General features: G+C 71.5%; 19 protein-coding genes. 13 read left to right on the top strand and 6 right to left on the bottom strand.

What is annotated here, in order from left to right:
- Window positions 1–127: 127 nt before the first annotated feature.
- A complete protein-coding gene (locus BXA11_RS05910; RefSeq protein WP_076433388.1) occupies window positions 128–1,432 on the top strand; it encodes an ammonium transporter in 1,305 nt (434 codons plus the stop codon).
- A 105-nt stretch (window positions 1,433–1,537) separates the two neighbouring features.
- Here the strand turns inward: BXA11_RS05910 and BXA11_RS05905 are convergent, their stop codons facing one another.
- The 3 genes from BXA11_RS05905 to BXA11_RS05895 all read right to left on the bottom strand — a co-directional run bounded on the left by BXA11_RS05905 (window position 1,538) and on the right by BXA11_RS05895 (window position 4,917).
- A complete protein-coding gene (locus tag BXA11_RS05905; protein ID WP_076433808.1) occupies window positions 1,538–2,719 on the bottom strand; it encodes a cytochrome P450 in 1,182 nt (393 codons plus the stop codon).
- A 74-nt stretch (window positions 2,720–2,793) separates the two neighbouring features.
- Window positions 2,794–3,882 (bottom strand): M20 family metallopeptidase, encoded by a 1,089-nt coding sequence (locus BXA11_RS05900; protein ID WP_076433386.1) that lies wholly within the window; start codon window positions 3,880–3,882, stop codon window positions 2,794–2,796.
- An 18-nt stretch (window positions 3,883–3,900) separates the two neighbouring features.
- Window positions 3,901–4,917, bottom strand: coding sequence for a LacI family DNA-binding transcriptional regulator (locus BXA11_RS05895; RefSeq protein WP_030505062.1), 1,017 nt, complete (start codon window positions 4,915–4,917; stop codon window positions 3,901–3,903).
- Window positions 4,918–5,123: 206 nt separating this feature from the next.
- Here BXA11_RS05895 and BXA11_RS05890 point away from each other — a divergent pair, with 206 nt between their 5' ends.
- From BXA11_RS05890 to BXA11_RS05835, 12 genes are all read left to right on the top strand, one after another.
- Complete coding sequence (locus BXA11_RS05890; protein WP_083743988.1) at window positions 5,124–6,104, top strand: substrate-binding domain-containing protein; 981 nt, start codon at window positions 5,124–5,126, stop codon at window positions 6,102–6,104.
- Between the two features lie 17 nt (window positions 6,105–6,121).
- Entirely contained in the window at window positions 6,122–6,901 is a 780-nt protein-coding gene (locus BXA11_RS05885; protein WP_036404367.1) for an ATP-binding cassette domain-containing protein, read from the top strand.
- Window positions 6,898–7,911: an ABC transporter permease gene (locus tag BXA11_RS05880; protein ID WP_083743987.1), complete on the top strand. Its 1,014-nt coding sequence runs from the start codon at window positions 6,898–6,900 to the stop codon at window positions 7,909–7,911. Before BXA11_RS05885 ends, BXA11_RS05880 begins: the two co-directional genes overlap by 4 nt.
- Before the next feature lie 23 nt (window positions 7,912–7,934).
- Window positions 7,935–8,993, top strand: a complete 1,059-nt coding sequence (locus BXA11_RS05875; RefSeq protein ID WP_239104900.1) for a phosphotriesterase family protein — start codon at window positions 7,935–7,937, stop codon at window positions 8,991–8,993.
- A gap of 31 nt (window positions 8,994–9,024) precedes the next feature.
- Entirely contained in the window at window positions 9,025–9,774 is a 750-nt protein-coding gene (locus tag BXA11_RS05870) for a glutamine amidotransferase (protein ID WP_076433382.1), read from the top strand.
- 1 nt (window position 9,775) lies between these two features.
- On the top strand, window positions 9,776–10,720 hold the full coding sequence (locus BXA11_RS05865) for a nucleoside hydrolase (protein ID WP_076433380.1): 945 nt from the start codon (window positions 9,776–9,778) through the stop codon (window positions 10,718–10,720).
- A gap of 34 nt (window positions 10,721–10,754) precedes the next feature.
- Complete coding sequence (locus tag BXA11_RS05860) at window positions 10,755–11,696, top strand: ribokinase (RefSeq protein ID WP_076433378.1); 942 nt, start codon at window positions 10,755–10,757, stop codon at window positions 11,694–11,696.
- A 543-nt stretch (window positions 11,697–12,239) separates the two neighbouring features.
- A complete protein-coding gene (locus BXA11_RS05855) occupies window positions 12,240–12,695 on the top strand; it encodes a hypothetical protein (protein ID WP_076433376.1) in 456 nt (151 codons plus the stop codon).
- A gap of 234 nt (window positions 12,696–12,929) precedes the next feature.
- The gene (locus tag BXA11_RS05850) at window positions 12,930–13,343 is read left to right on the top strand and encodes a YchJ family protein (RefSeq protein WP_076433374.1); all 414 of its coding nucleotides are present in this window, start codon (window positions 12,930–12,932) and stop codon (window positions 13,341–13,343) included.
- Between the two features lie 338 nt (window positions 13,344–13,681).
- Window positions 13,682–14,002, top strand: coding sequence for a hypothetical protein (locus BXA11_RS05845; RefSeq protein ID WP_143734105.1), 321 nt, complete (start codon window positions 13,682–13,684; stop codon window positions 14,000–14,002).
- A 186-nt stretch (window positions 14,003–14,188) separates the two neighbouring features.
- Window positions 14,189–14,803: a hypothetical protein gene (locus BXA11_RS41915; protein WP_143734104.1), complete on the top strand. Its 615-nt coding sequence runs from the start codon at window positions 14,189–14,191 to the stop codon at window positions 14,801–14,803.
- Window positions 14,804–14,926: 123 nt separating this feature from the next.
- On the top strand, window positions 14,927–16,174 hold the full coding sequence (locus tag BXA11_RS05835; RefSeq protein WP_051761081.1) for an ROK family transcriptional regulator: 1,248 nt from the start codon (window positions 14,927–14,929) through the stop codon (window positions 16,172–16,174).
- Between the two features lie 64 nt (window positions 16,175–16,238).
- Here BXA11_RS05835 and BXA11_RS05830 read toward each other — a convergent pair whose 3' ends face one another.
- From BXA11_RS05830 to BXA11_RS05820, 3 genes are all read right to left on the bottom strand, one after another.
- Window positions 16,239–17,057, bottom strand: a complete 819-nt coding sequence (locus tag BXA11_RS05830; protein ID WP_076433370.1) for an SAM-dependent methyltransferase — start codon at window positions 17,055–17,057, stop codon at window positions 16,239–16,241.
- A gap of 151 nt (window positions 17,058–17,208) precedes the next feature.
- Complete coding sequence (locus tag BXA11_RS05825) at window positions 17,209–18,702, bottom strand: sugar ABC transporter ATP-binding protein (RefSeq protein ID WP_239104899.1); 1,494 nt, start codon at window positions 18,700–18,702, stop codon at window positions 17,209–17,211.
- A 66-nt stretch (window positions 18,703–18,768) separates the two neighbouring features.
- Window positions 18,769–19,569, bottom strand: a complete 801-nt coding sequence (locus BXA11_RS05820; RefSeq protein ID WP_239104898.1) for a DeoR/GlpR family DNA-binding transcription regulator — start codon at window positions 19,567–19,569, stop codon at window positions 18,769–18,771.
- Window positions 19,570–19,745 lie beyond the last annotated feature (176 nt).

Below are 19,745 nucleotides of genomic sequence, written 5' to 3'. Positions count from 1 at the left end.
CGTCCCCGCAATAAGAAACATCGCAGTAACACTCCCGAATACGCCGTGAAACGGCCAGCGGTGAGTCTCATGGTGCGCCGGTGGTGGAACCGCCGGACGACCACCCTGAGGAGTGTGAGGCGATGACATGCCGGTGAAGGTAGATGGCGGCGCCACCGCCTGGCTCCTGGCCTGTACCGCGCTCGTCCTGCTGATGACGCCGGGCCTGGCCTTCTTCTACGGCGGGATGGTCAGGGCCAAGAGCGTGCTCAACATGATCATGATGAGCTTCGTCTCGATCGCCCTGGTCACCCTGGTCTGGCTGGCCATCGGCTACAGCCTGGTGTTCGGCCCCGACATCGGGGGGCTGATCGGCGGCCTGACCCACGTGGGGCTGCACGACATCACCGTCGGGTCGGTCACCGGGCAGGTGCCGACGCTGCTGTTCGCGACGTTCCAGCTCACCTTCGCCGTCATCACGGCGGCCCTGATCAGCGGCGCCATCGCCGACCGGGCCCGCTTCTCGGCCTGGATGGTCTTCGTCCCGGTGTGGGCGCTCGTGGTCTACGCGCCCATCGCTCACTGGGTGTGGGGCACGGGCGGCTGGATCCACGCCATGGGCACGCTCGACTACGCGGGCGGCCTCGTCGTGGAGATCACCTCGGGGGCCTCCGGGCTCGCCATGGCCCTGGTGCTCGGGCCGCGGATCGGGTTCAAGGCGGAGGCCATGCGACCGCACAACCTGCCGCTGGTGCTGCTCGGCGCCGGGCTGCTGTGGTTCGGCTGGTTCGGATTCAACGCCGGTTCCGCGATGGCCGCGGACGGCACCGCCGCCGCCGTCTTCCTCAACACCCTGGCCGCTGGGTGCACCGGCCTGCTGGGCTGGCTGCTGGTGGAGCAGCGCCGCGACGGCCACCCCACCACGTTCGGGGTCGCCTCCGGCGTCGTGGCCGGGCTGGTGGCGATCACGCCGTCGTGCGGCTCGGTCGACGTGCTGGGCGCCCTGGTGATCGGCCTGGCCGCGGGCATGATCTGCTCGCAGGCGGTCGGCTGGAAGTTCCGGCACGGCTACGACGACTCCCTCGACGTGGTCGGCGTGCATCTGGTCGGGGGCGTCGTCGGCACCCTGCTCATCGGGCTGCTGGCCACCCGTTCGCTCACCGGCGCCGACGGCCCCCAGGGCCTGCTCTACGGTGGCGGGCTGGCCCAGCTGGGCAAGCAGGCGCTGGCGGTCCCGGTGGTCGCGCTGTACGCCTTCGCGGTCACCTACGGGATCGGCAAGCTGATCCACCGGCTGATGGGCTTCCGGGTGAGCGAGGAGGACGAGGTGTCCGGCGTCGATCTGGCGCTGCACGCGGAGACCGCCTACGACCACGGCGTGCTGGACCACGCCGTGCGGCTGCGCACCCACCGCCCCATGCCGGCGCAGCCGGATCCGCGTCCCACGACCTGATCGCCAAGGTCCGTGATCGCGACTGGTGCCGGCGAGAGCCGGCCCTCGGCGTCGCACGCCGGAGGGCCGGCCGCTCGGCGGTGAGCGGAACGCCCGCCAGGACGCCTACCAGGTGACCGGCATCGTGGTCAGGCCGTGTACGACGGTCATGGAGCGGAACAGCGGCTCGCCCGCCGGCCGCAGGCCGGGGAACCTGCTCAGCAGGGCGGGGAACGCGATTCGCATCTCCATGCGGGCCAGGGGAGCCCCTAGGCAGTGGTGAATGCCGTGCCCGAACGCGACGTGGCCGACGGCATCCCGGCGGATGTCCAGGTCGTCCGGGTTCGAGAAGAGTCCCGGATCGCGGTTGGCGGCGGGAAGTGAGCAGATGACGGTCTCACCGGGGCCGATGGTCCGATCGCCCAGCCGGACCTCGGTCGTGGTGAGCTTGACCGTGCCGGAATGCACGATGCTCAGCCACCGCAGCAGCTCCTCGACGGCGGCGTCCACGCGGTCCGGCTCGTCGCGCAGCAGCGCGAGCTGGCCGGGGTGCCGCAGCAGGGCGAGCGTGCCCAAAGACAGCATGTTGGCCGTGGTCTCGTGCCCGGCGAGCAGCAGCAGGCTGCCGATGCCGGAGAGCTCGGTGTCGCTCAGCTCGTCGCCGTGCTCGCGTACGAGCATCCCGAGCAGGTCCTCACCGGGATCCTTCCGGAACGTCTTGATCAGGCCGGCGATGTACGCCCGGGACTCCGCTGCCGCCGCCGCGCGTTCGTCCGGCGACAGGGACACGTCGAGGATCCGCTTGGACGTGTCCTGGAAGCCGGCCCGGTCGGCGTACGGCACGCCCAGCAGCTCGCAGATCACCAGCGAGGGAACCGGGAGGGCGAAGTCCGTCACCAGATCGGCGGGCGGCCCGCCACGCTCCATGGCGTCCAGATGGTCGTCGACGATCTGCTGGACTCTGGGCTCAAGCCGGCGCATCCGGCGGACGGTGAACTGGGCCGTGAGCATCCGGCGCAGCCGGGTGTGCTCGGGAGGGTCGGAGCCGAGCAGGTTGCCGGCGCGCATCGCGGCGACCTCCTCCGGGCTGGGCGGCGGCGCGCCGGGCGGCCGGAGCGGCGGCACGAGCGCGTTGCTGTACAGCTCGGGATGGCTCAGCACCGTACGGACGTCCTCGAATCTGGTGACCAGCCAGGCGTCGGTGCCGAAAACGGTGCGGATCCGGGCCACCCCCTCGTCGTTTCGCAGCGCGGAGAGCTCCGGGGCGGGATGGAAGCCGTCCCGTCGCATGTGCAGGGGCGGGGACATGTCGCGCACGCGACCTCCTCGGGGTCACCGGAAGTTTGATGATCACCTTGCCACAATCCGACCCGCTCACGCGATCAGGCGAGGTGCCCGAGGGCGGCTGTGTAGATTTCGACGGCGTCCTCGATCCGGTGGACCAGGCAGTACTCGTCGGTGACGTGCGCCTGCTCGGGCTCGCCCGGGCCGCATACGACCGTGGGCCCCCCGCCGCAGGCGGCGGCGAGGACCGAGGCGTCGGTGAAGTAGCTGGCCGCGGGATGGTCGCCGGGCGCGCCCGCCCCCGCCTCGACCAGGGCCAGTACGAAGGGGTCGTCTGGCTCCGTCCAGATCGCGGGCAGGTCCACGAGCACGTCGAGGGTCGCCTCGTCACCGAGCGCGGCCTGCAGCCGCTCACGGAGACTGCCGTGGTCCTGGCCGGCGACGGTGCGCAGGTCGATGGTCGCGGCGGCCAGGTCGGGCACGGAGTTCACGTTGATCCCGCCGCGCACCGTTCCCACGTTCACCGTGGACGGGCCGAGCCACGGGTGCTCCGGCACCCCGGGGTCGAACGTCTCGACGGCGCCGATGACGCGGGCGAGCTTGTAGATCGCGTTGTCGCCCAGGTGCGGCATCGAGCCGTGCGCCGTCGTGCCTCGCGTCGTGGCCTCCAGCCAGAGCGCGCCCTTGTGCCCGAGCAGCACCCGGTTGGCGGTCGGCTCGGCCACCAGCAGCGCGCGCGACCTGCTCACCAGGCCCGCGGCCACCATGTCGGCCGCGCCCTCGCAGCCGGTCTCCTCGCCCACGGTGAAGACCATCTCAAGTGCGGCCTTGGGCCCGGTACGGCGCACGTGCCGTTCGGCGGCGACCACCAGCGCGGCGACGCCGGCCTTCATGTCGCTCGAACCGCGCCCGTACAGACGGTCGCCGTCGATCTCCGCGCCGTGCGGCGCGTGCCGCCACGCCTGCCCGCCCAGCGGCACCGTGTCGAGGTGCCCGGTCAGCGTCACCGGTTCGCCCGTCCCCCAGCGCGCGATCAGCCCGGTGCGGCCGGGCGCGTGCGCATGCGTGCGCACCGCGAAACCGGCGTCCGACAGCCGTCTCGCGAGGGGTTCGGCCACCGCGGCCTCGCCTCCGCCCACCGAGTCGATCCTGATCAGCTCGCGTGCCAGCTCGACCGCCTCGTCCACGCGGCCTCCTTTCCTCGCTTACCCTTCGACGCCGGCCGCCACCGGTCGGCTGGTCTGCCGTACGACAAGCCTGGGAGCGATGGCGATGCGCTGCGCGGGCCGGGGGTCGCCGGCCTTGAGCTGGCCGAGCAGGCGCACGGCCTCGGCCGCCATCTCCTCCACCGGCTGGCGCACGGTGCTGAGCGGAGGGTCGCACATGGTCGCGTGCCCCACGTCATCGAACCCCACCACGGCCACGTCCTCGGGGACCCGCGCGCCGCCGAACCGCAGCGACCGCACCAGGCCCACGGCGATCTCGTCGTTCGCGCAGACGACGGCGTCCGGCAGCCGACCTGCGTCGAGCAGCCCGCGCCCGGCCTCGATGCCCCATTCGAGGGTGAACTCGCCCAGCAGCGGCGGCAGAACCTCCACACCGGCCCGCGCGGCAGCGCGTTCGAACCCGCTGAGCCGCAGGCGGGCGGAGGAGCTCACCAGCCGGCTACCGGCGAAGACCACCGAGCGGGCCCCGCCCGCGATCACGTGATCGACCGCGAGGGCCAGCCCGGCCTCGTCGTCCACGCCCACCCAGTCGGCCCCGCCGCCCTCGATGTAGCGGTCGAGCTGCACCAGCGGCACCCGGCGGGCCGCGTCGAGCACCGCGGGGACGCTGGCCTCGATGTCGCACGGGCTGATGATCAGTCCGTCCACGCGCCGGGCCAGCAGGGTCTCCAGCCTGCGCGCCTCGACCTGCGGGCTGTACTGGGACGCGCACAGCAGCAGGTCGGTGCCGGAGTTCTGCAGCTCGCGCTCCACAGCCTCGACGATCGTCGTGAAGAACGGGTTGCCGATGCCCGGCACGACCATACCGATGGTGCCGGTGGTCTGGTCGCGCAGCGCCTTGGCGACCGCGTTCGGCTGGTAGCCGAGTTCGGCGGCGGCGCGCGCCACCCGCTCGGCGATCTCGGGCGTGACCTTGCGCCGCCCGGAGAGGGCACGGGAGGCCGAGGCCACGGAGACGCCGGCCGCTCGTGCCACGTCGTGAATCGTCACGCCCATCGTGTAATCGATTTCCCTTGATCTTTGCCAACGATCGACCTTTTGCCGTCCCGGGCTGCTGGGATCACAAGGAACGATAGGGGTTTAGTGAGGAAACTGCACCTTGACGGTGCTTTTTTGGTCCCACTAGCATGCCCGAAACTCGGGTAATCGATTACCCGATCGATGCCCCATCCCTGCCCGGCCCCCCGAAAGGCTCATCTCTCATGGCGCGATCCACGAGGCTCATCCGCCTGACAGCGGCGACGACGATCCTGGCCACCGGCCTGCTGGCGGCGGCCTGTGGCGGCTCAGACGACTCCGGCTCTTCCGGGGGCTCCGGCGGAGACCGGCCGCGGGTCGGGCTCGTCCAGATCAACCAGCAGGCGATCTTCTTCAACGAGATGAATGCCGGCGCACAGCAGGCGGCGAAGGAGGCGAACGTCGACCTCACGATCTTCAACGCCAACGACGACCCGGCCAAGCAGAACGAGGCCGTCGACAACTTCGTCCAGCAGCAGTTCGACGCGGTCATCGTGGTCGCCATCGACGTCGAGGGCATCAAGCCCGCCGTGAAGATCGCCAAGGACGCCGGGCTGAAGGTCGTCGCGGTGGACGCGATCGTCGACTCGCCCGCCGTCGACACCCAGGTGGGCGTGGACAACGCGGCGGCGGCCCAGCAGGCGGGCGACTTCGTCAACAAGTGGGCCCAGGCGCAGGGCCTGACCGCGCCGAAGATCGGCGTCGTGGGCGCACTGAACTCCTTCATCCAGAACATCCGCAAGGACGACTTCAACAAGACCGTCGAGGGCGCCGGCGCCAAGATCGTGCAGACGGTCGACGGGCAGAACAAGCAGGAGGCCGCGATGACGGCCGCGGAGAACCTGCTCACCTCCCGGTCCGACATGAACATCGTGTACGCCACCGGCGAGCCGGCCCTGCTCGGCACGGTCGCCGCGGTGAAGTCGCAGAACGCGGGCGACCAGGTCAAGGTCTTCGGCTGGGACCTGACCAAGGAGGCCATCAACGGCATCGACGAGGGGTTCGTCGCCGGTGTGGTCCAGCAGGATCCGAAGACCGAGGGCTACGAGGCCGTCAAGGAGGCCAAGGCCCTGATCGGCGGAGCCCAGGCGAAGAAGAAGATCGACGTGCCCGTGACGATCGTGACCAAGGACAACGTCGACCCGTACCGCGCCACCTTCAAGTGAGCGGCGAAGGGACTCACATGACGGACCAAGAGGCGGGTCGCGTTGATCGAGTGGTCATGCGCGACATCCGCAAGCGTTACGGAATGGTGGACGCGCTGCGCGGCCCGACGCTGCGCGTCGGCCCGGGAGAGGTGGTGGGGCTCGTCGGCGACAACGCGGCCGGCAAGTCCACCCTTATGAAGGTGCTGGCCGGCGCGGTCGTGCCGGACTCCGGCGAGATCGTCTTCGACGGCCGGCCGGTCGCCTTCGCCAGCCCGAAGGACGCCCGCGAGCTGGGCATCGAGATGGTCTACCAGGACCTCGCGCTCTGCGACGACATCGACGTCGCCGGGAACCTGTTCCTCGGCAGGGAGCCGCGCAAGGCCGGCGGGATGATGCTCGACCTGAGCAAGATGCACGCGGACGCCCGGCGCCACCTGGACGCACTCAACATCCGGATCCCGCTGACGGACATCCCCGTCGGAGGGCTGTCCGGCGGCCAGCGGCAGGCGGTCGCCATCGCCCGGGCGGTGACCTTCGGGCCCAAGCTGCTCATCCTCGACGAGCCGACGGCGGCGCTCGCCGTCGCCGAGGTCGAAACCGTCCTCGAACTGATCAAGACCGTCTCGGCCCAGGACGTCTCGGTCATCCTCATCACGCACCGTCTGCAGGACCTCTTCCGGGTCTGCGACCGGCTGTGCGTCATGTATGAGGGCACGGTCAGGGCCGACTTGGACGCCCGGAACACGAGTCTCGAACGGCTCGTGTCCGAGATCGTCGCCCACGACGAGGGAGAGAAGGAGGGGGAGCGACGGTGACCGCCACCAGGACCGGGACCAGCCAGCGGGTCGTCACCACCAGGTCGGCCCGGGCCAACGCCCACATCGGCCGGCACGCGCAGACGATCGCGATCGCGGTCGTGCTGGTGGTCCTACTGATCTTCTTCGCGTTCTCCGCCGACCGGTTCGCCACGACGGGCAACATACTCAACCTGTTGCGGCAGATCGCCCCCACGCTGGTCGTCGCGACGGCGATGACGTTCGTGATCAGCACCTCGGGCATCGATCTGTCGGTCGGCTCCACGGTGGCGCTGTCCGGGTCGCTGCTCGCGATCGTGCTGCAGCACGGGTGGAACCCCACCCTCGCCCTGGTCGCGATCCTCGCGCTCGGCGCGCTGATCGGGTTCGTGAACGGGTGGTTCTCCTCCTACCAGAACATCCCGCCGTTCATCGTCACGCTCGCGATGCTGTCGATCATGCGGGGCACGGCGCTGCGCGCCACCGAGGGCTACTCGACCCCTATCGACGGCGAGCTCTGGATCGTCCAGATCGGCCAGGGCCGCATCGCCGGGGTCCCTGTCCCGGCCATCCTCGCCGTGATCATCGCGCTCGTCGGCTGGCTCGTCCTCACCCGGACGCCGTTCGGCCGTTACGTCATCGGCCTCGGCTCCAACGGCGAGTCGCTGCGCCGCGCCGGCGTGAACACGCGGAAGGTCGGGCTGACCGTCTACGTGCTCACCGGCCTGGCGGCGGCGGTCGCGGGCGTGCTGATCGCCACCCGCCTCAGCTCCGGCTCGTCCAACGCCGGCTCCGGCTTCGAACTGGAGGTCATCACGGCCGTCGTGCTCGGCGGCACCAGTCTCTTCGGCGGCCGGGCGAGCATGCTCGGCACGATCCTCGGCGCGCTCACGCTCGGCGTGATCGCCAACGGCCTGGTGCTGCTGCACGTCTCGCCGTTCTACGTGCAGATCGTCCAGGGCGGCATCCTGCTGCTGGCCATCTTCGCCAACAGCAAGGTGTGGGCGAAGTTCGGAGCGATCCGGAAATGACGTCCGCAACCCCACCTGCGGCCGTGACGACGGCGCTTGTGAACACCGTGCTCGGCCCGGTGTCCCCCGACGACCTCGGGATCACGCTCTGCCACGAGCACCTGCGCAACGACGGCGCCCGCGCCTGGCACCCCGCGCCCGAGGGTGACGCCGAGGGCGAGCTGATCGCCCGCGACCGCCTGCGGATGGAGTTCCTCGGCAGGCTCCGCAACGATCCGTACCTCTCGCGCGACAACGTGTCGCTGGACGACACCTCGGCCGCGATCGAGGAGGTGCGCCGCTTCGCCGAGCGCGGCGGGCGCACGGTGCTGGAGGTGACCCCCGAGGGGATCGGGCGGGCGCCCGGCGAGCTGGTCGCGATCGCCCGTGCCACCGGGCTGAACATCGTCATGGGGTGCGGCTTCTACCTGGAGATGACCCATCCCGCGCGGGTCCGCTCGATGACGGCGGCGGACGTCGCCGACGAGATCGAGCGCGACCTGACCGAAGGCGTCGGCGGGGGCGTGGACGGCGTCCGCGCGGGAGTGATCGGCGAGATCGGCGTCTCGCCGGACTTCACCGCCGAGGAGGAGAAGGTGCTGCGCGGCGCGGCCAGAGCGCAGGCCCGCACCGGGGTGCCGCTCTCGGTCCACCTCCCCGGCTGGGTGCGGCACGGCCACCGCGTGCTCGACGTCGTCGCCGAGGAGGGCGGCCTGCTCGCCGGTACCGTGCTCTCGCACCTGAACCCCAGCGGGGTGGACCGCGACTACCAGGTGTCCCTCGCACTGCGCGGCGCCTACCTCGGCTACGACATGTGCGGCATGGACTACCTCTATCCGGGCGAGGGCCAGTCCCCGTGCGACGAGGAGAACGCCGCCGCGGTGGCCTGGCTGGTCCGCGCCGGGCTCGGGGACCACGTCCTGCTCTCGCAGGACGTCTTCCTGAAGACCATGCTCGTCCGCTACGGCGGCACCGGCTACGCCCACATCCTCACCCACTTCGTGCCGCGTCTGCACCGGCACGGGCTGACCGCCGACGACACCACCCGGCTGCTCGCGGCCAACCCGCGAGAGCTCTTCCTCGCCGCCGCGCGCGGCCACTGATCACACACACGAACAGAAGGAGACGATTTCCATGACCCGCGTGCTGGTCGCCGGCGAATCGTGGGTGAGCCAGTCGACCCACTTCAAGGGCTTCGACTCGTTCACCACGACGACCTACCACACCGGAATCGATCCGCTGCGGGACGTCCTGGTCGCCGACGGCATCGAGGTCGACCACCTGCCCGCGCACGACGTGCCCGCGCTGTTCCCCGGCACGCCCGAGGCGCTGGCCGTCTACGACGTGATCGTGCTCTCCGACATCGGGGCCAACAGCATCCTGCTGCACCCCGCCACCTGGCTGGCCAGCGAGAAGACCGTCAACCGGATCGACCTGCTGGCCGACTGGGTGGAGCAGGGCGGTGGCCTCGCCATGGCCGGCGGCTACCTGAGCTTCCAGGGCTTCGAGGCGAAGGCCGCCTTCGCCGGTACGGCGGTCGAGCGGGTGCTGCCCGCCCGGATCTCCCGCTACGACGACCGCGTCGAGGCCCCGCAGGGCGTGCCCGGCCTGCTCGCCGGCGACGCGCACCCCATCGTGGCCGGGCTTCCCGTCCAGTGGCCCGACCTGCTCGGTTACAACCGCTTCGCGCTGCCCGAGGACGCCACGCTGCTCGCGACCGTCGGCGGCGACCCCCTGCTCGCCGTACGGCAGGCCGGGGCGGGCCGCACGCTCGCCTGGGCCTCCGATATCGCGCCGCACTGGTGCCCCGACGAGTTCGTCTCCTGGGACGGCTACCGCACCCTGTTCACGCGGGCGGTCCGCTGGCTCGCGAAGGAGATCTGACATGCCGGCGATCCCGGTGATCCTCGACTGCGACCCCGGGCACGACGACGCCATGGCCATCCTGCTCGCGGTGGCCCACCCGGCGATCGACCTGCGCGCGATCGCGACGGTCGCGGGCAACCAGACGGTGGAGAAGACCGCGCTCAACGCGCGACGGATGCTGAGCCTGGCCGGCGTCACCGATGTGCCGGTCGCCGCCGGCTGCGACCGCCCGCTCGCGGCGCCACTCGAAATCGGCGACTACGTGCACGGGGAGAGCGGCCTGGACGGCCCGGCGTTCGGGGAGCCGAGCGTCCCGCTCGACCCCCGCCACGGCGTGGACCTCATCCACGACACGCTGGCGGACGCCGCCGAGCCGGTGACCGTGGTGGCCATCGGCCCCCTGACGAACATCGCCACACTGCTGCGCCGTCACCCGGAGGACCGCGAGCGGGTCAGGGAAATCGTGATCATGGGTGGCTCCACGGATCGCGGCAACCACACGCCGTACGCGGAGTTCAACGTCTACGCCGACCCGGAGGCGGCGGCGGAGGTGCTCGGCAGCGGCGTGCCGACCACGTGGGTCGGGCTCAACGTCAGCCACCAGGCGCTGGTGACCGCCGACGTGCTCGCCAGGATCCAGGCGCTCGGCACCCCGCTCGCGCGCGTCTGCGTGGAACTGCTCACCTTCTTCGGCTCCACCTATCACGAGACCTGGGGGTTCCCCGCGCCGCCGCTGCACGACCCGATCACGGTGGCGTACCTGATCGATCCCACGGTCATGACGTACGAGCGGGTGGGCCTGCGCATCGAGCTGGACGGCCGGCACACCCGGGGAGCGACCGTGGCCGACCTGCACCGCCGGATGGACTGGGAGCCCAACGCGAACGTCGGGATCGGGCTGGACCGCGACCGGTTCTGGGATCTCATGATCGACGCGATCGAGACGCTCGGCCGAGTCTCCTGACATCCCTGAAGCAGCCCGAAACAGGAGGAACGCCATGGAACCGAAAGGTGTCGTCGTCGTCGGGAGCATCTCCGCGGATGTCACCGCCTTCACCCGCCGCCTCCCGCGCCGGGGAGAGACCGTCCTCGGCGACGACGTCACCGTGGTCCTCGGGGGGAAAGGCGCGAACCAGGCGGTCGCCGCCGCTCGTGCGGGAGCGCCCACCTGGCTGGTCGGCTGCGTCGGCACGGATCCGTTCGGCGAGATCGTCTCGTCGGCGCTGCGCTCCTGCGGCGTGGCGCTGACGGAGGTACGCTCCGTTGGCAACCGCACGGGCGTCGCGCACATCAGGGTGGACGCGTCAGGCGAGAACGACATCGTCATGACTCCTCTCGCCAACGCGGACCTCAGCGCCGAGATGGTGGACGAGAGCATCCGGGCCGTGCGCGACAGGGCGGGCGTGCTGCTCCTCCAGCTCGAGATCCCGGCCGAGGTCGCCTGTCACGCGGCCGAGGCGGGTGCACGGGCCGGGCTGACCGTGGTGCTCGATCCCGCGCCCGCGCAGCCGCTGCCCGACCGGGTGTGGCCGTACGTCGCCGTCGTGACCCCCAACGAGAGCGAGGCCGCCGCGCTTACCGGAGTGGAGGTCACCGACGTCGAGTCCGCCGAGCGGGCCGGGGCCTGGTTCCTCGACCGCGGTGTGCGGCACGCCCTCATCACGCTCGGGTCGGCCGGCGCGCTGTCGGTCACCCCCGGGCGCACCCGGCACTTTCCGGCCTACCCCGTCACGCCCGTGGACACCACCGCCGCGGGCGACGCCTTCACCGGCTCCCTGGGCGCGGCCCTCGCGGCGGGCCTCGACACCGCCGCGGCGATCCGCCGGGGGATGGCCGCCGGAGCCCTGGCGACCACGCTGCCCGGCGCCAGCCCCTCGCTGCCCGACCGGAAGGCGGTGGACGAACTGCTCGACGCCGTGGCCGAGGGACCCGCTCGCTGAGGCGTGCACTCTCGGAGCCGGGAAGACGCTCACCCTGCGGACCGGCAGGGGAAAGAACACCTCCACCACCCTCTACTGGGGCGGGAGCGGGGGGACGCCGGCCTACATCTGGAACCAGGCCAAGGACAAGGCGTACCTGCGGAAGGCCTCCGGCGCGCCGGCCGACTCCTGTGCGTACAACTCGTCGCGGCAGGACTACAAGATCTGCTGACCGCGACCGGAGCTGTGACCGGAGTTGTGACCGGAGTTGTGACATGGCCCCCGGCGGGATAACGCCGGGGGCCGCTTTGTCCTCTCTAGCGCCGTATGAAACATTCAGCGGTCATAGCGGGATTTTGACCGGGTTTGTCGCCCCTCTCTGTCCTGGTCGGGGCGGAACGGCGTTCCCAAGGTCCCCGGGAGTGCGGTGTTTAACGCCCGACCGGATCGAGCCCCGCGATCGCCGCGCTGGATCGGCCCGTCCATGTCGAAATACCCTCCGGGCACTCGGCACTCCTGCAACGGATGAGGTGCGAATTGATCCCACGCTCGCGAGGACGTCGGTTGACGACGTCGATCGCCATGGCCGTCGCGGCGACGGCCGCTGCGCTCGTGCCGCTCAGCCCCGCGCACGCGGCGTACGGCGCGGACCAGCCGGTCTACCTGCAATTGGTGAGCAACGACGGCTACGCGACGCAGCTGGCCCTCCTGGACGGCACGGTGGCGTTCGACGACGGGAACACGAAGTACCGCTACTCGCTGCGGCTGTGCTGGCAGCACGCCTACCCGCAGCCCTACTTCACGATCAACGTCAACGGCACGAGCACGGCCTCGCCGACGCAGACCGGCCCGACGTCGATGTCCGGATGCCAGCAGGCGTACCTGTACAGCGGCGAGGTGAACTTCGGCGGCACCGTCCGCAACGTCCGGTTCGACGTGACCGGAGGATGGTTCGGCAGCAACGGCCAGTACCAGATGCGGACCAAGAGCACCTACACCTACGACAACCCCTACAACTGAGCCGCTTCGGCGCGGCGCTCCGCCCGATGAGGCGGGCTGAGGCTCGCCCTGTCGGGGGTGCGGACGGCTGAACGGCGAGGTCTCCGGCAGGCGGTTCACCAAGGACCGTCTGCCGGAGGCGGGCAGGCCGTTCACCAAGGCCGACCTGCCGGAGGCGGAGCGGGCGACGGGGGACTCCTCGCCCTCGGCCCGGCTGAACCGCGAGCGCCTCGCCGGGGACGATAGCCTCGCGGGGTGAGCCGCACCTCTCGTCACCGCCGTGCGCCGCGCGCCGGCGAGCCCTGTCCCTGTGGCCTGCCGGCCGTCTACGGCGACTGCTGCGGCCGGTTCCACGCGGGACGGCCCGCGCCGACGGCCGAGGCGCTGATGCGCTCGCGCTTCTCCGCGTTCGCGATCGAGGACGAGGCGTACCTGCTGCGGACCTGGCATCCCTCCACCCGTCCGGCGCGGGTCGATTTCGACCCGGGCATGCGGTGGACCGGGCTGGAGATCGAGGCGTTCACGGGCGGGAGCCCGATCCACGCCGACGGCACCGTCACCTTCCGCGCCCGCTACGCCTATGGGGGACAGCCCGGCGAGATGCGGGAGCAGAGTCGCTTCGTCCGCCATGAAGGCGCCTGGGTCTATCTCGACGCCGTCGGAGAATGAGCCCCGCGAAGGCCGGACCGAGGTCCGAATACGGCAAATTCCTATATTTCCGGATTTATGCGAAGAGGGGTATTTGAGGCCCTGGGCGTGTGATGTCCGGTCGGACGGCATAGCGACAAAAAATGCGTCATCATCCATGCCGCGCTTGGCATCGGCGGGGCCGAGGCCATGACGCGGGGTATGAGGTCGACGTTGCTTATGTCCGCGACGAAAGCCCATTGCCGCATGGCCTTGGTAGGTAGGTGCGTTCCACGATGTCTCGCCGCTGCACGTCCCGCTCCCGAACATCTCGGGCTCTGACGGCCCGTCGCCTGACGCTGGCCACTCTCGTGGCCGCGATGGCGTGGAGCGTCGCGGTCCAGGGGGCGAGCGCGTTCGCGCAGTCCACGCGCCGCACTCCCATGAGGCCAACCGGTCACGGGGACGGCGGGGGCCAGGTGGCGGCGGGCGGGACGGCCACGGCGCGGCAGCTCAAGTCGGGCAACGGCAAGTTCAACCAGAATCTCAACGGCGTCTTCGCCCCGACCTTCATGATCGGCCAGCAGCAGACCGGCATCACGAACGGCGGGCGCATCAGCACCCAGGGCGCCTTCTGCGGTCCCGGCCCGAGGAAGTGCAAGATCTGGCAGAACATGCCCATCAATTCCAATGGCTGGTGATCGCGTTCGAATACGCGCCGGTCGTCGATTCCACGAATATGGGGGCAGCGCTGACTGATATGGCAATGATGCCGTAAGTCGCCGCGCGGGCCGGGCGCGGGAATCCACCGCGTCACTAGCCTGACAACGCCCGGGTGAAAAGGGGGCCGCCCGGAGCGTTGCGGCGGTGACTGGCGGGAGCGCGCGATGAAGTGTCAGCGGTACGGCGGGACGGCCATGAGGAAGATCGGTCGTGGTCTCCTCGCCTGTGCGTCGGTCGTGGCGGCGCTCACCGCCGCGGGCCCTGCCGCCGAGGCCACGCGCACCCCCGGACGGGAGACGCCCCGCCACCATGAGTCCGGGCTCCGGCCCACGCGGACCGAGAGGGACACCGAGGGGGACGCGGCCCCGCCCGCGCTCACCGCCTCGAGTTCGACGACCAACCGCGGTACGCAGCAGATCACGATCAACCTCGCGAACGGCGGGACCGGCATCCAGAACGCGATGTGCAGGGGCAACCGGGCGTGCGACATCGCGCAGGCGCTCGGCACGCCCTACGCGGGGGCCTCACCCGCGCCGCCCCCGGCCCCGGCCTCGCAGGCGCCGCCCACAACGAGAGCGGCGACACGTGCGGCGGCGGCGAGCCGTGGACGTACGGCGACCCGTGCGGCGGCGGCGAGCCGGGGAGGTGCGGCGACACGTGCGGGAGCGGCGTCCCGGCATGCGGCGGCCACCGCGGACCGGCGGGGGACCGGCCCGCAGGCGGCACCGAGCCGGGGGCGCGCGGGATCGGAGGACCAGGGCGAGCGGGGGCGCCGGTAGACGGGGACTCCGCCGCAGACGACTCCGTTGGTAACCTCAAGACGAGGACGGGGTCACGGCCCTGTCCTCCTGTCCACGGCCCGCCAACGAGGAACCCCTCCGAGTCGTCAGGATCTGCGCACCATGTCGAAAGCCGGTCGGTCCCAAGAGGAGATGCGCCGGCGCAACCTGGGCGATCTGCTGCGGCACGTGCACCTGGGCGGGGCCCTCTCCCGTTCCGAACTGGCCGACCGGATGGGCCTGAACCGCAGCACGATCATGGCGCTGACCGCCGAACTGTCCGCGGCCGGCCTGGTCGGCGAGGAACTTCCCGGAGACACCGGCAGGGCGGGCCGGCCGTCGCTGGTGGTCCGCCCGGAGCGCGACCGGGCGCACGTGCTGGCCTTCGACGTCCGGGTCGACCGCCTGGTCGCGGCCCGCGTGGGACTGGGCGGCGAGATCCTCGACCGCCGGGAGGCCGTCAGGCACCGCGCGGGCGCGGACCTGGAGGACGTCGTCGGCGTGCTCGCGGGCTTCGGCCGCGAGCTGCGGCGGGGCGCCCGGCCGGGCTCGGTGTGCGTCGGAGTCGGCGCGGCCTACTGCGGCATGATCCGGCCCGACGACGGGACGGTGCGATACGGGCCGTACGTCGGGTGGGTGGACCAGGCGTTCGGCGTCGAGCTCGGCTCCCGGCTGAACCTGCCGGTGCTCGTCGGCAACGAGGCCCACCTGGGCGCGCTGGCAGAGCGCGACCGCGGCGTCGGCCGCGGCTTCGACAACCTGATCTACCTGCACGGCGACGTCGGCGTGGGCGGCGGGATCATCGTCGGCGGCAGGCTGCTCGGCGGCGACGGCGGCTACGGGTGCGAGCTCGGGCACATGATGGTGAACCCGTACGACGGGCGGCCCTGCATGTGCGGCTCGCGCGGCTGCCTGGAGGCGGAGGTCGGCGAGCACGCCCTGATCGAGGCCGCGGGCCGTTCGGGCGAGCTGAGCGGCCGCGAGGGCGTACGCGCCGTGGTGGAGGCCGCCGGACGGGGGGACGCTGCGGCCGAGGAGGCGCTGCACCGGATCGGCGACTGGCTGGGCATCGGCGTGGCCAACCTGATCAATCTCTTCAACCCCGGGATAGTGATCTTCGGGGGGATGCTGCGGGACGTGTACCCGGGCTCGGCCGCACAGGTCGGCCGCAGGGTGGAGGCGAACGCCATGGTCATCTCCCGCGAGCAGGTGCGGCTGCGGGTGTCGGCGCTCGGCGACGACGTCACGCTGGTCGGCGCGGCGGAGCTGGCCTTCTCCAGGCTCCTGGCCAGCCCTCTTGAGGTGCTCGCGGAGATGCGGCGCCGTACGGCGCACCGCTCGGCGCCCCGGAAGCGCGCGCTGGCGCTCTGATCGCGCGGCGCCGCACGGGGTTCACACCGCGGTCGTTGCGCTCACGGACGGAAGGCGACGCAGGTCAGGCACCGGGTACGAGGCCGACCCCGCCGATGATGTCGCCTCCCGGCTTGCCGTTCCATGCGGGCTCCACGGTCTCGGGCCGCCACAGGTGGAGCGGAACGACGCCGGGCTCCAGCACGTGGAGGCCGTCGAGGAAGCCGCGGACCTGGGCCGCGGTGCGCGGCACGATGCCGCCCGCGGTGGTCCCGGTGTAGACGTCCCGGCCCCGCCTGACCGCGTCCTCGTCCAGGTCGCCCCGGGTGATGTGGGAGACCACGAGATGGCTGCCCGGGGCGAGCGGCTCGCGGAACGCGCCGACGAGCCGCGCCGCCTCCGCGTCGTCGGTCACGAAGTGGAGGACGGCCAGCATGATCAAGGCGACCGGCCGGGTGAAGTCGAGGTGGGTCAGGACGCCGGGGTGGCCGAGGACCGACTCCGGGTTCCGCATGTCCCCGTGGATCACGATCGACCGGGGGTTGTCGGCGAGCAGGGCGCGTGCGTGGGCGAGCACGATCGGGTCGTTGTCGACGTAGACGACCCGGGACCCCGGCGCCTCGGCCTGCGCCACCTGGTGGACGTTCTCCTGCGTCGGCAGCCCGGTGCCGATGTCGAGGAACTGCCGGATGCCCGAGCGCGCCAGGTGCCGTACGGCCCGCATGAGGAAGGCGCGGTTGGTCCGGGCGACGTCGCGGGCGTTGGGCAGGATGGAGATGATCTTCTCGGCGGCCTGGCGGTCGGCCGCGAAGTTGTCCTTGCCGCCCAGGTAGTAGTCGTACATCCGGGCGACGCTCGGCGTGCCGGGGTCCACCACCCACGCGGGGGCCTGCTCCTCGTGCACGCTGTGCCCTCCACTGCTCGGTCGGTGCGCGGCTTGGAACGACGTCCATCCTAAAGACACGAGTGCCGTTTTTGACCATCCGATCCGACAATCAGCAATGTCGGATGTCCCCGCGCGCGCCCGCGGCGGACACCGGGCCGGCGGCGGGGGTTCAGCCGGCGGCGAGGGCGCCCATGATGCGGTCCTCGCTGACCTCGGGCCCGGATAGCTCGCCCACGACCGCGCCGTCACGCAGGACCACCACGCTGTCGCAGTTCTCCACCAGTTCCGACACGTCAGAAGAGATCAGCAGGATCGCCAGCCCGTCCACCGCCAGGTCGTCGAGGAGTGACCGCATGGCCAGCTTGGTCGCGATGTCGACACCCCGGCTGGGTTCGTCGAGCAGCAGCACCTTCGGGTGCATCGCGAGCCAGCGGGCCAGCAGCACCTTCTGCTGGTTGCCCCCGGACAGCTCCCCGGCCGCCTGCCGGGGCGAGACGGCCTGGATGTCCAGCCGCCGCATGAACGTGGCGACGATCCGGTCCAGGTGCGCGTCGGAGACGATCCCCGCCCGCGACAGGCGGGGGAGCGCGGCCAGCGCGATGTTGTCGCGGACCGACAGGGCCGGCACGATGCCCTCGACCCGGCGGTTCTCCGGCACGAGCCCGACGCCGGCGCGGATCGCGTTCCTGATCGACCACTTGCCCGCGGGCGCGCCCGCGATCGTCACCTGGCCGGCGTCCACCCGCAGCGCGCCCGCGATCGCCTTCGCGGTCTCACTGCGCCCCGCGCCCCGCAGGCCGCCGAGGCCGACCACCTCCCCCGTACGCAGGGCCAGGGAGACGTCGCGGAGCACGTGGCGGCGGGTCAGCCCCCGGGCTTGGAGCAGGGGCTCGTCCGCGGGCGGGCCGGCGGGCTCGCCGGCGGCGGCGTCCACCCCCTCGGCGTGGAAGGGCCGGCCGAGCAGGAGCGAGACCAGCCTGCGGCGGTCGAGGCCGGCGAGCGGTCCGGTGTGTACCACCCGCCCCTCACGCAGCACGGTCACCCGGTCGCAGATCTCGTAGAGCTCGTCGAGCCGGTGGGTGACGTACAGCACCGCCCGGCCCTCGTCGCGGAGCCGGGAGATCGCGCCGAACAGGACGTCCAGCTCGTCACGCTCCAGGGCGGAGGCGGGCTCGTCCATCACGACCAGCCGCGCGTCCGCGGACGCGGCCCGGGCGAGGGCCACGAGCTGACGCGCGCCGTCGCCGAGCGAGCCGAGCGGCCGGCGAGGGTCGGCGCGCAGGCCGTAGGAGGACAGCAGCTCGGCGGCCCGCGCGTGCATGGCCGCGAAGTCGATCAGGCCGAAGCGCCCGCGCGGCTCCCGGCCGAGGAACAGGTTGGCGGCGATGCTCATCGTGGGGACGAGCCCGGCGTCCTGGTGGATCGTGGCGATCCCGAGCCGGGCCGCCTCGGCGGGGGAGGAGAGGGCGATCTCCTCTCCGAGGAGGCGCAGCCGGCCGGCGTCCGGCCTGCACACCCCGGAAAGCACCTTGACCAGAGTGGACTTGCCCGCGCCGTTGCCGCCGACGAGCGCGTGGACCTCCCCGGCCCGCAGGGCCAGGGTGACGTGGTCGAGCGCGGGCGCGCCTTGAAAGCTCTTGCAAATACCTGCGGCCTGCAGCACGGTTGCCTCCGCCTCGAATGGTGAGCCTGGTAGGAAACAAACCCGTAACGAGGCCGTCACATTCGATCAAATCTGAGCAACGTGCAGGCGGACGCCCTTGCCTCCCAGCTCGTCGAGCACGTCGCGCGGCGCGGCGTCGTCGGTGACCAGGTGGTCGATCTGCTCGGCCGACACGGTCTGCACCATCGCGTCGATGCCGATCTTGGTGTGGTCGGCCAGCACGACCACCTCCTCCGCGGCTGCGGCCAGTGCCTGGTCGACGCAGGCGACCTGCATGTTCGGGGTCGACAGGCCGCGGTCGGCGGTGAGCCCGTTGCCGGAGATGAAGGCCCGGCGCACGCGCAGCCCCGCGAGGGACCGCTCGGCCGCGCTGCCGACGAGGGCGAGGATCGGCCCGCGCAGCGTGCCGCCCGTCAGCATCACCTCGATGCGCGGGAAGCCGGCGAGGGCCTGGGCGACCAGCAGCGAGTTGGTCACCACGGCCAGCTCGGTGTGCCTGCTCAGCCTGCGGGCGAACTCCTGCGTGGTGGTCCCGGGGCCGACGACGATCGCGTCCCCGTCCTCCACCAGCGACGCGGCCAGGTCCGCGATGGCCGACTTCTCCGCCGAGGAGAGCGTCGCCTTCTGGACGTAGCTGGCCTCCCTGTTCAGGTCGCCGGGCAGGGTGGCGCCGCCGTGGTGCCGGTTGAGCAGGCCCTCCGACTCCAGTGCGCGCAGGTCGCGGCGCACGGTGACCTCCGACGACTGCACCGCATGGGCGAGCTCGCGCAGCGAGACGGCCCCGTTGGCCCGCACCAACTCCAGAATGCGCTGGCGGCGCTCGGCCGCGAACACGGGCCGACGCCCGTCGCTGTCCGTGTCGACCACGGCCCCCACCCTCCGCTGTGACCGGATCCGATCATAGTCGACCAGCCAAAGTGCCGCAGGACTGACCGGAAATGAACGAATTTGATCCGATCCCTTGACCGCTTGTCCTCCGCAGTGCTTATTTGAGGGCCATAGCCGACTCGATCCTGTCCGAGTCTGATCGGTCCCGCTCGGAA

Origin of the sequence: Microbispora rosea (genome assembly GCF_900156315.1) — a bacterium.
In the GTDB taxonomy this organism is placed as follows: domain Bacteria; phylum Actinomycetota; class Actinomycetes; order Streptosporangiales; family Streptosporangiaceae; genus Microbispora; species Microbispora rosea.
Note: the sequence above shows the minus strand (reverse complement) of the source record. Positions and strands in the feature narration are given on the sequence as shown.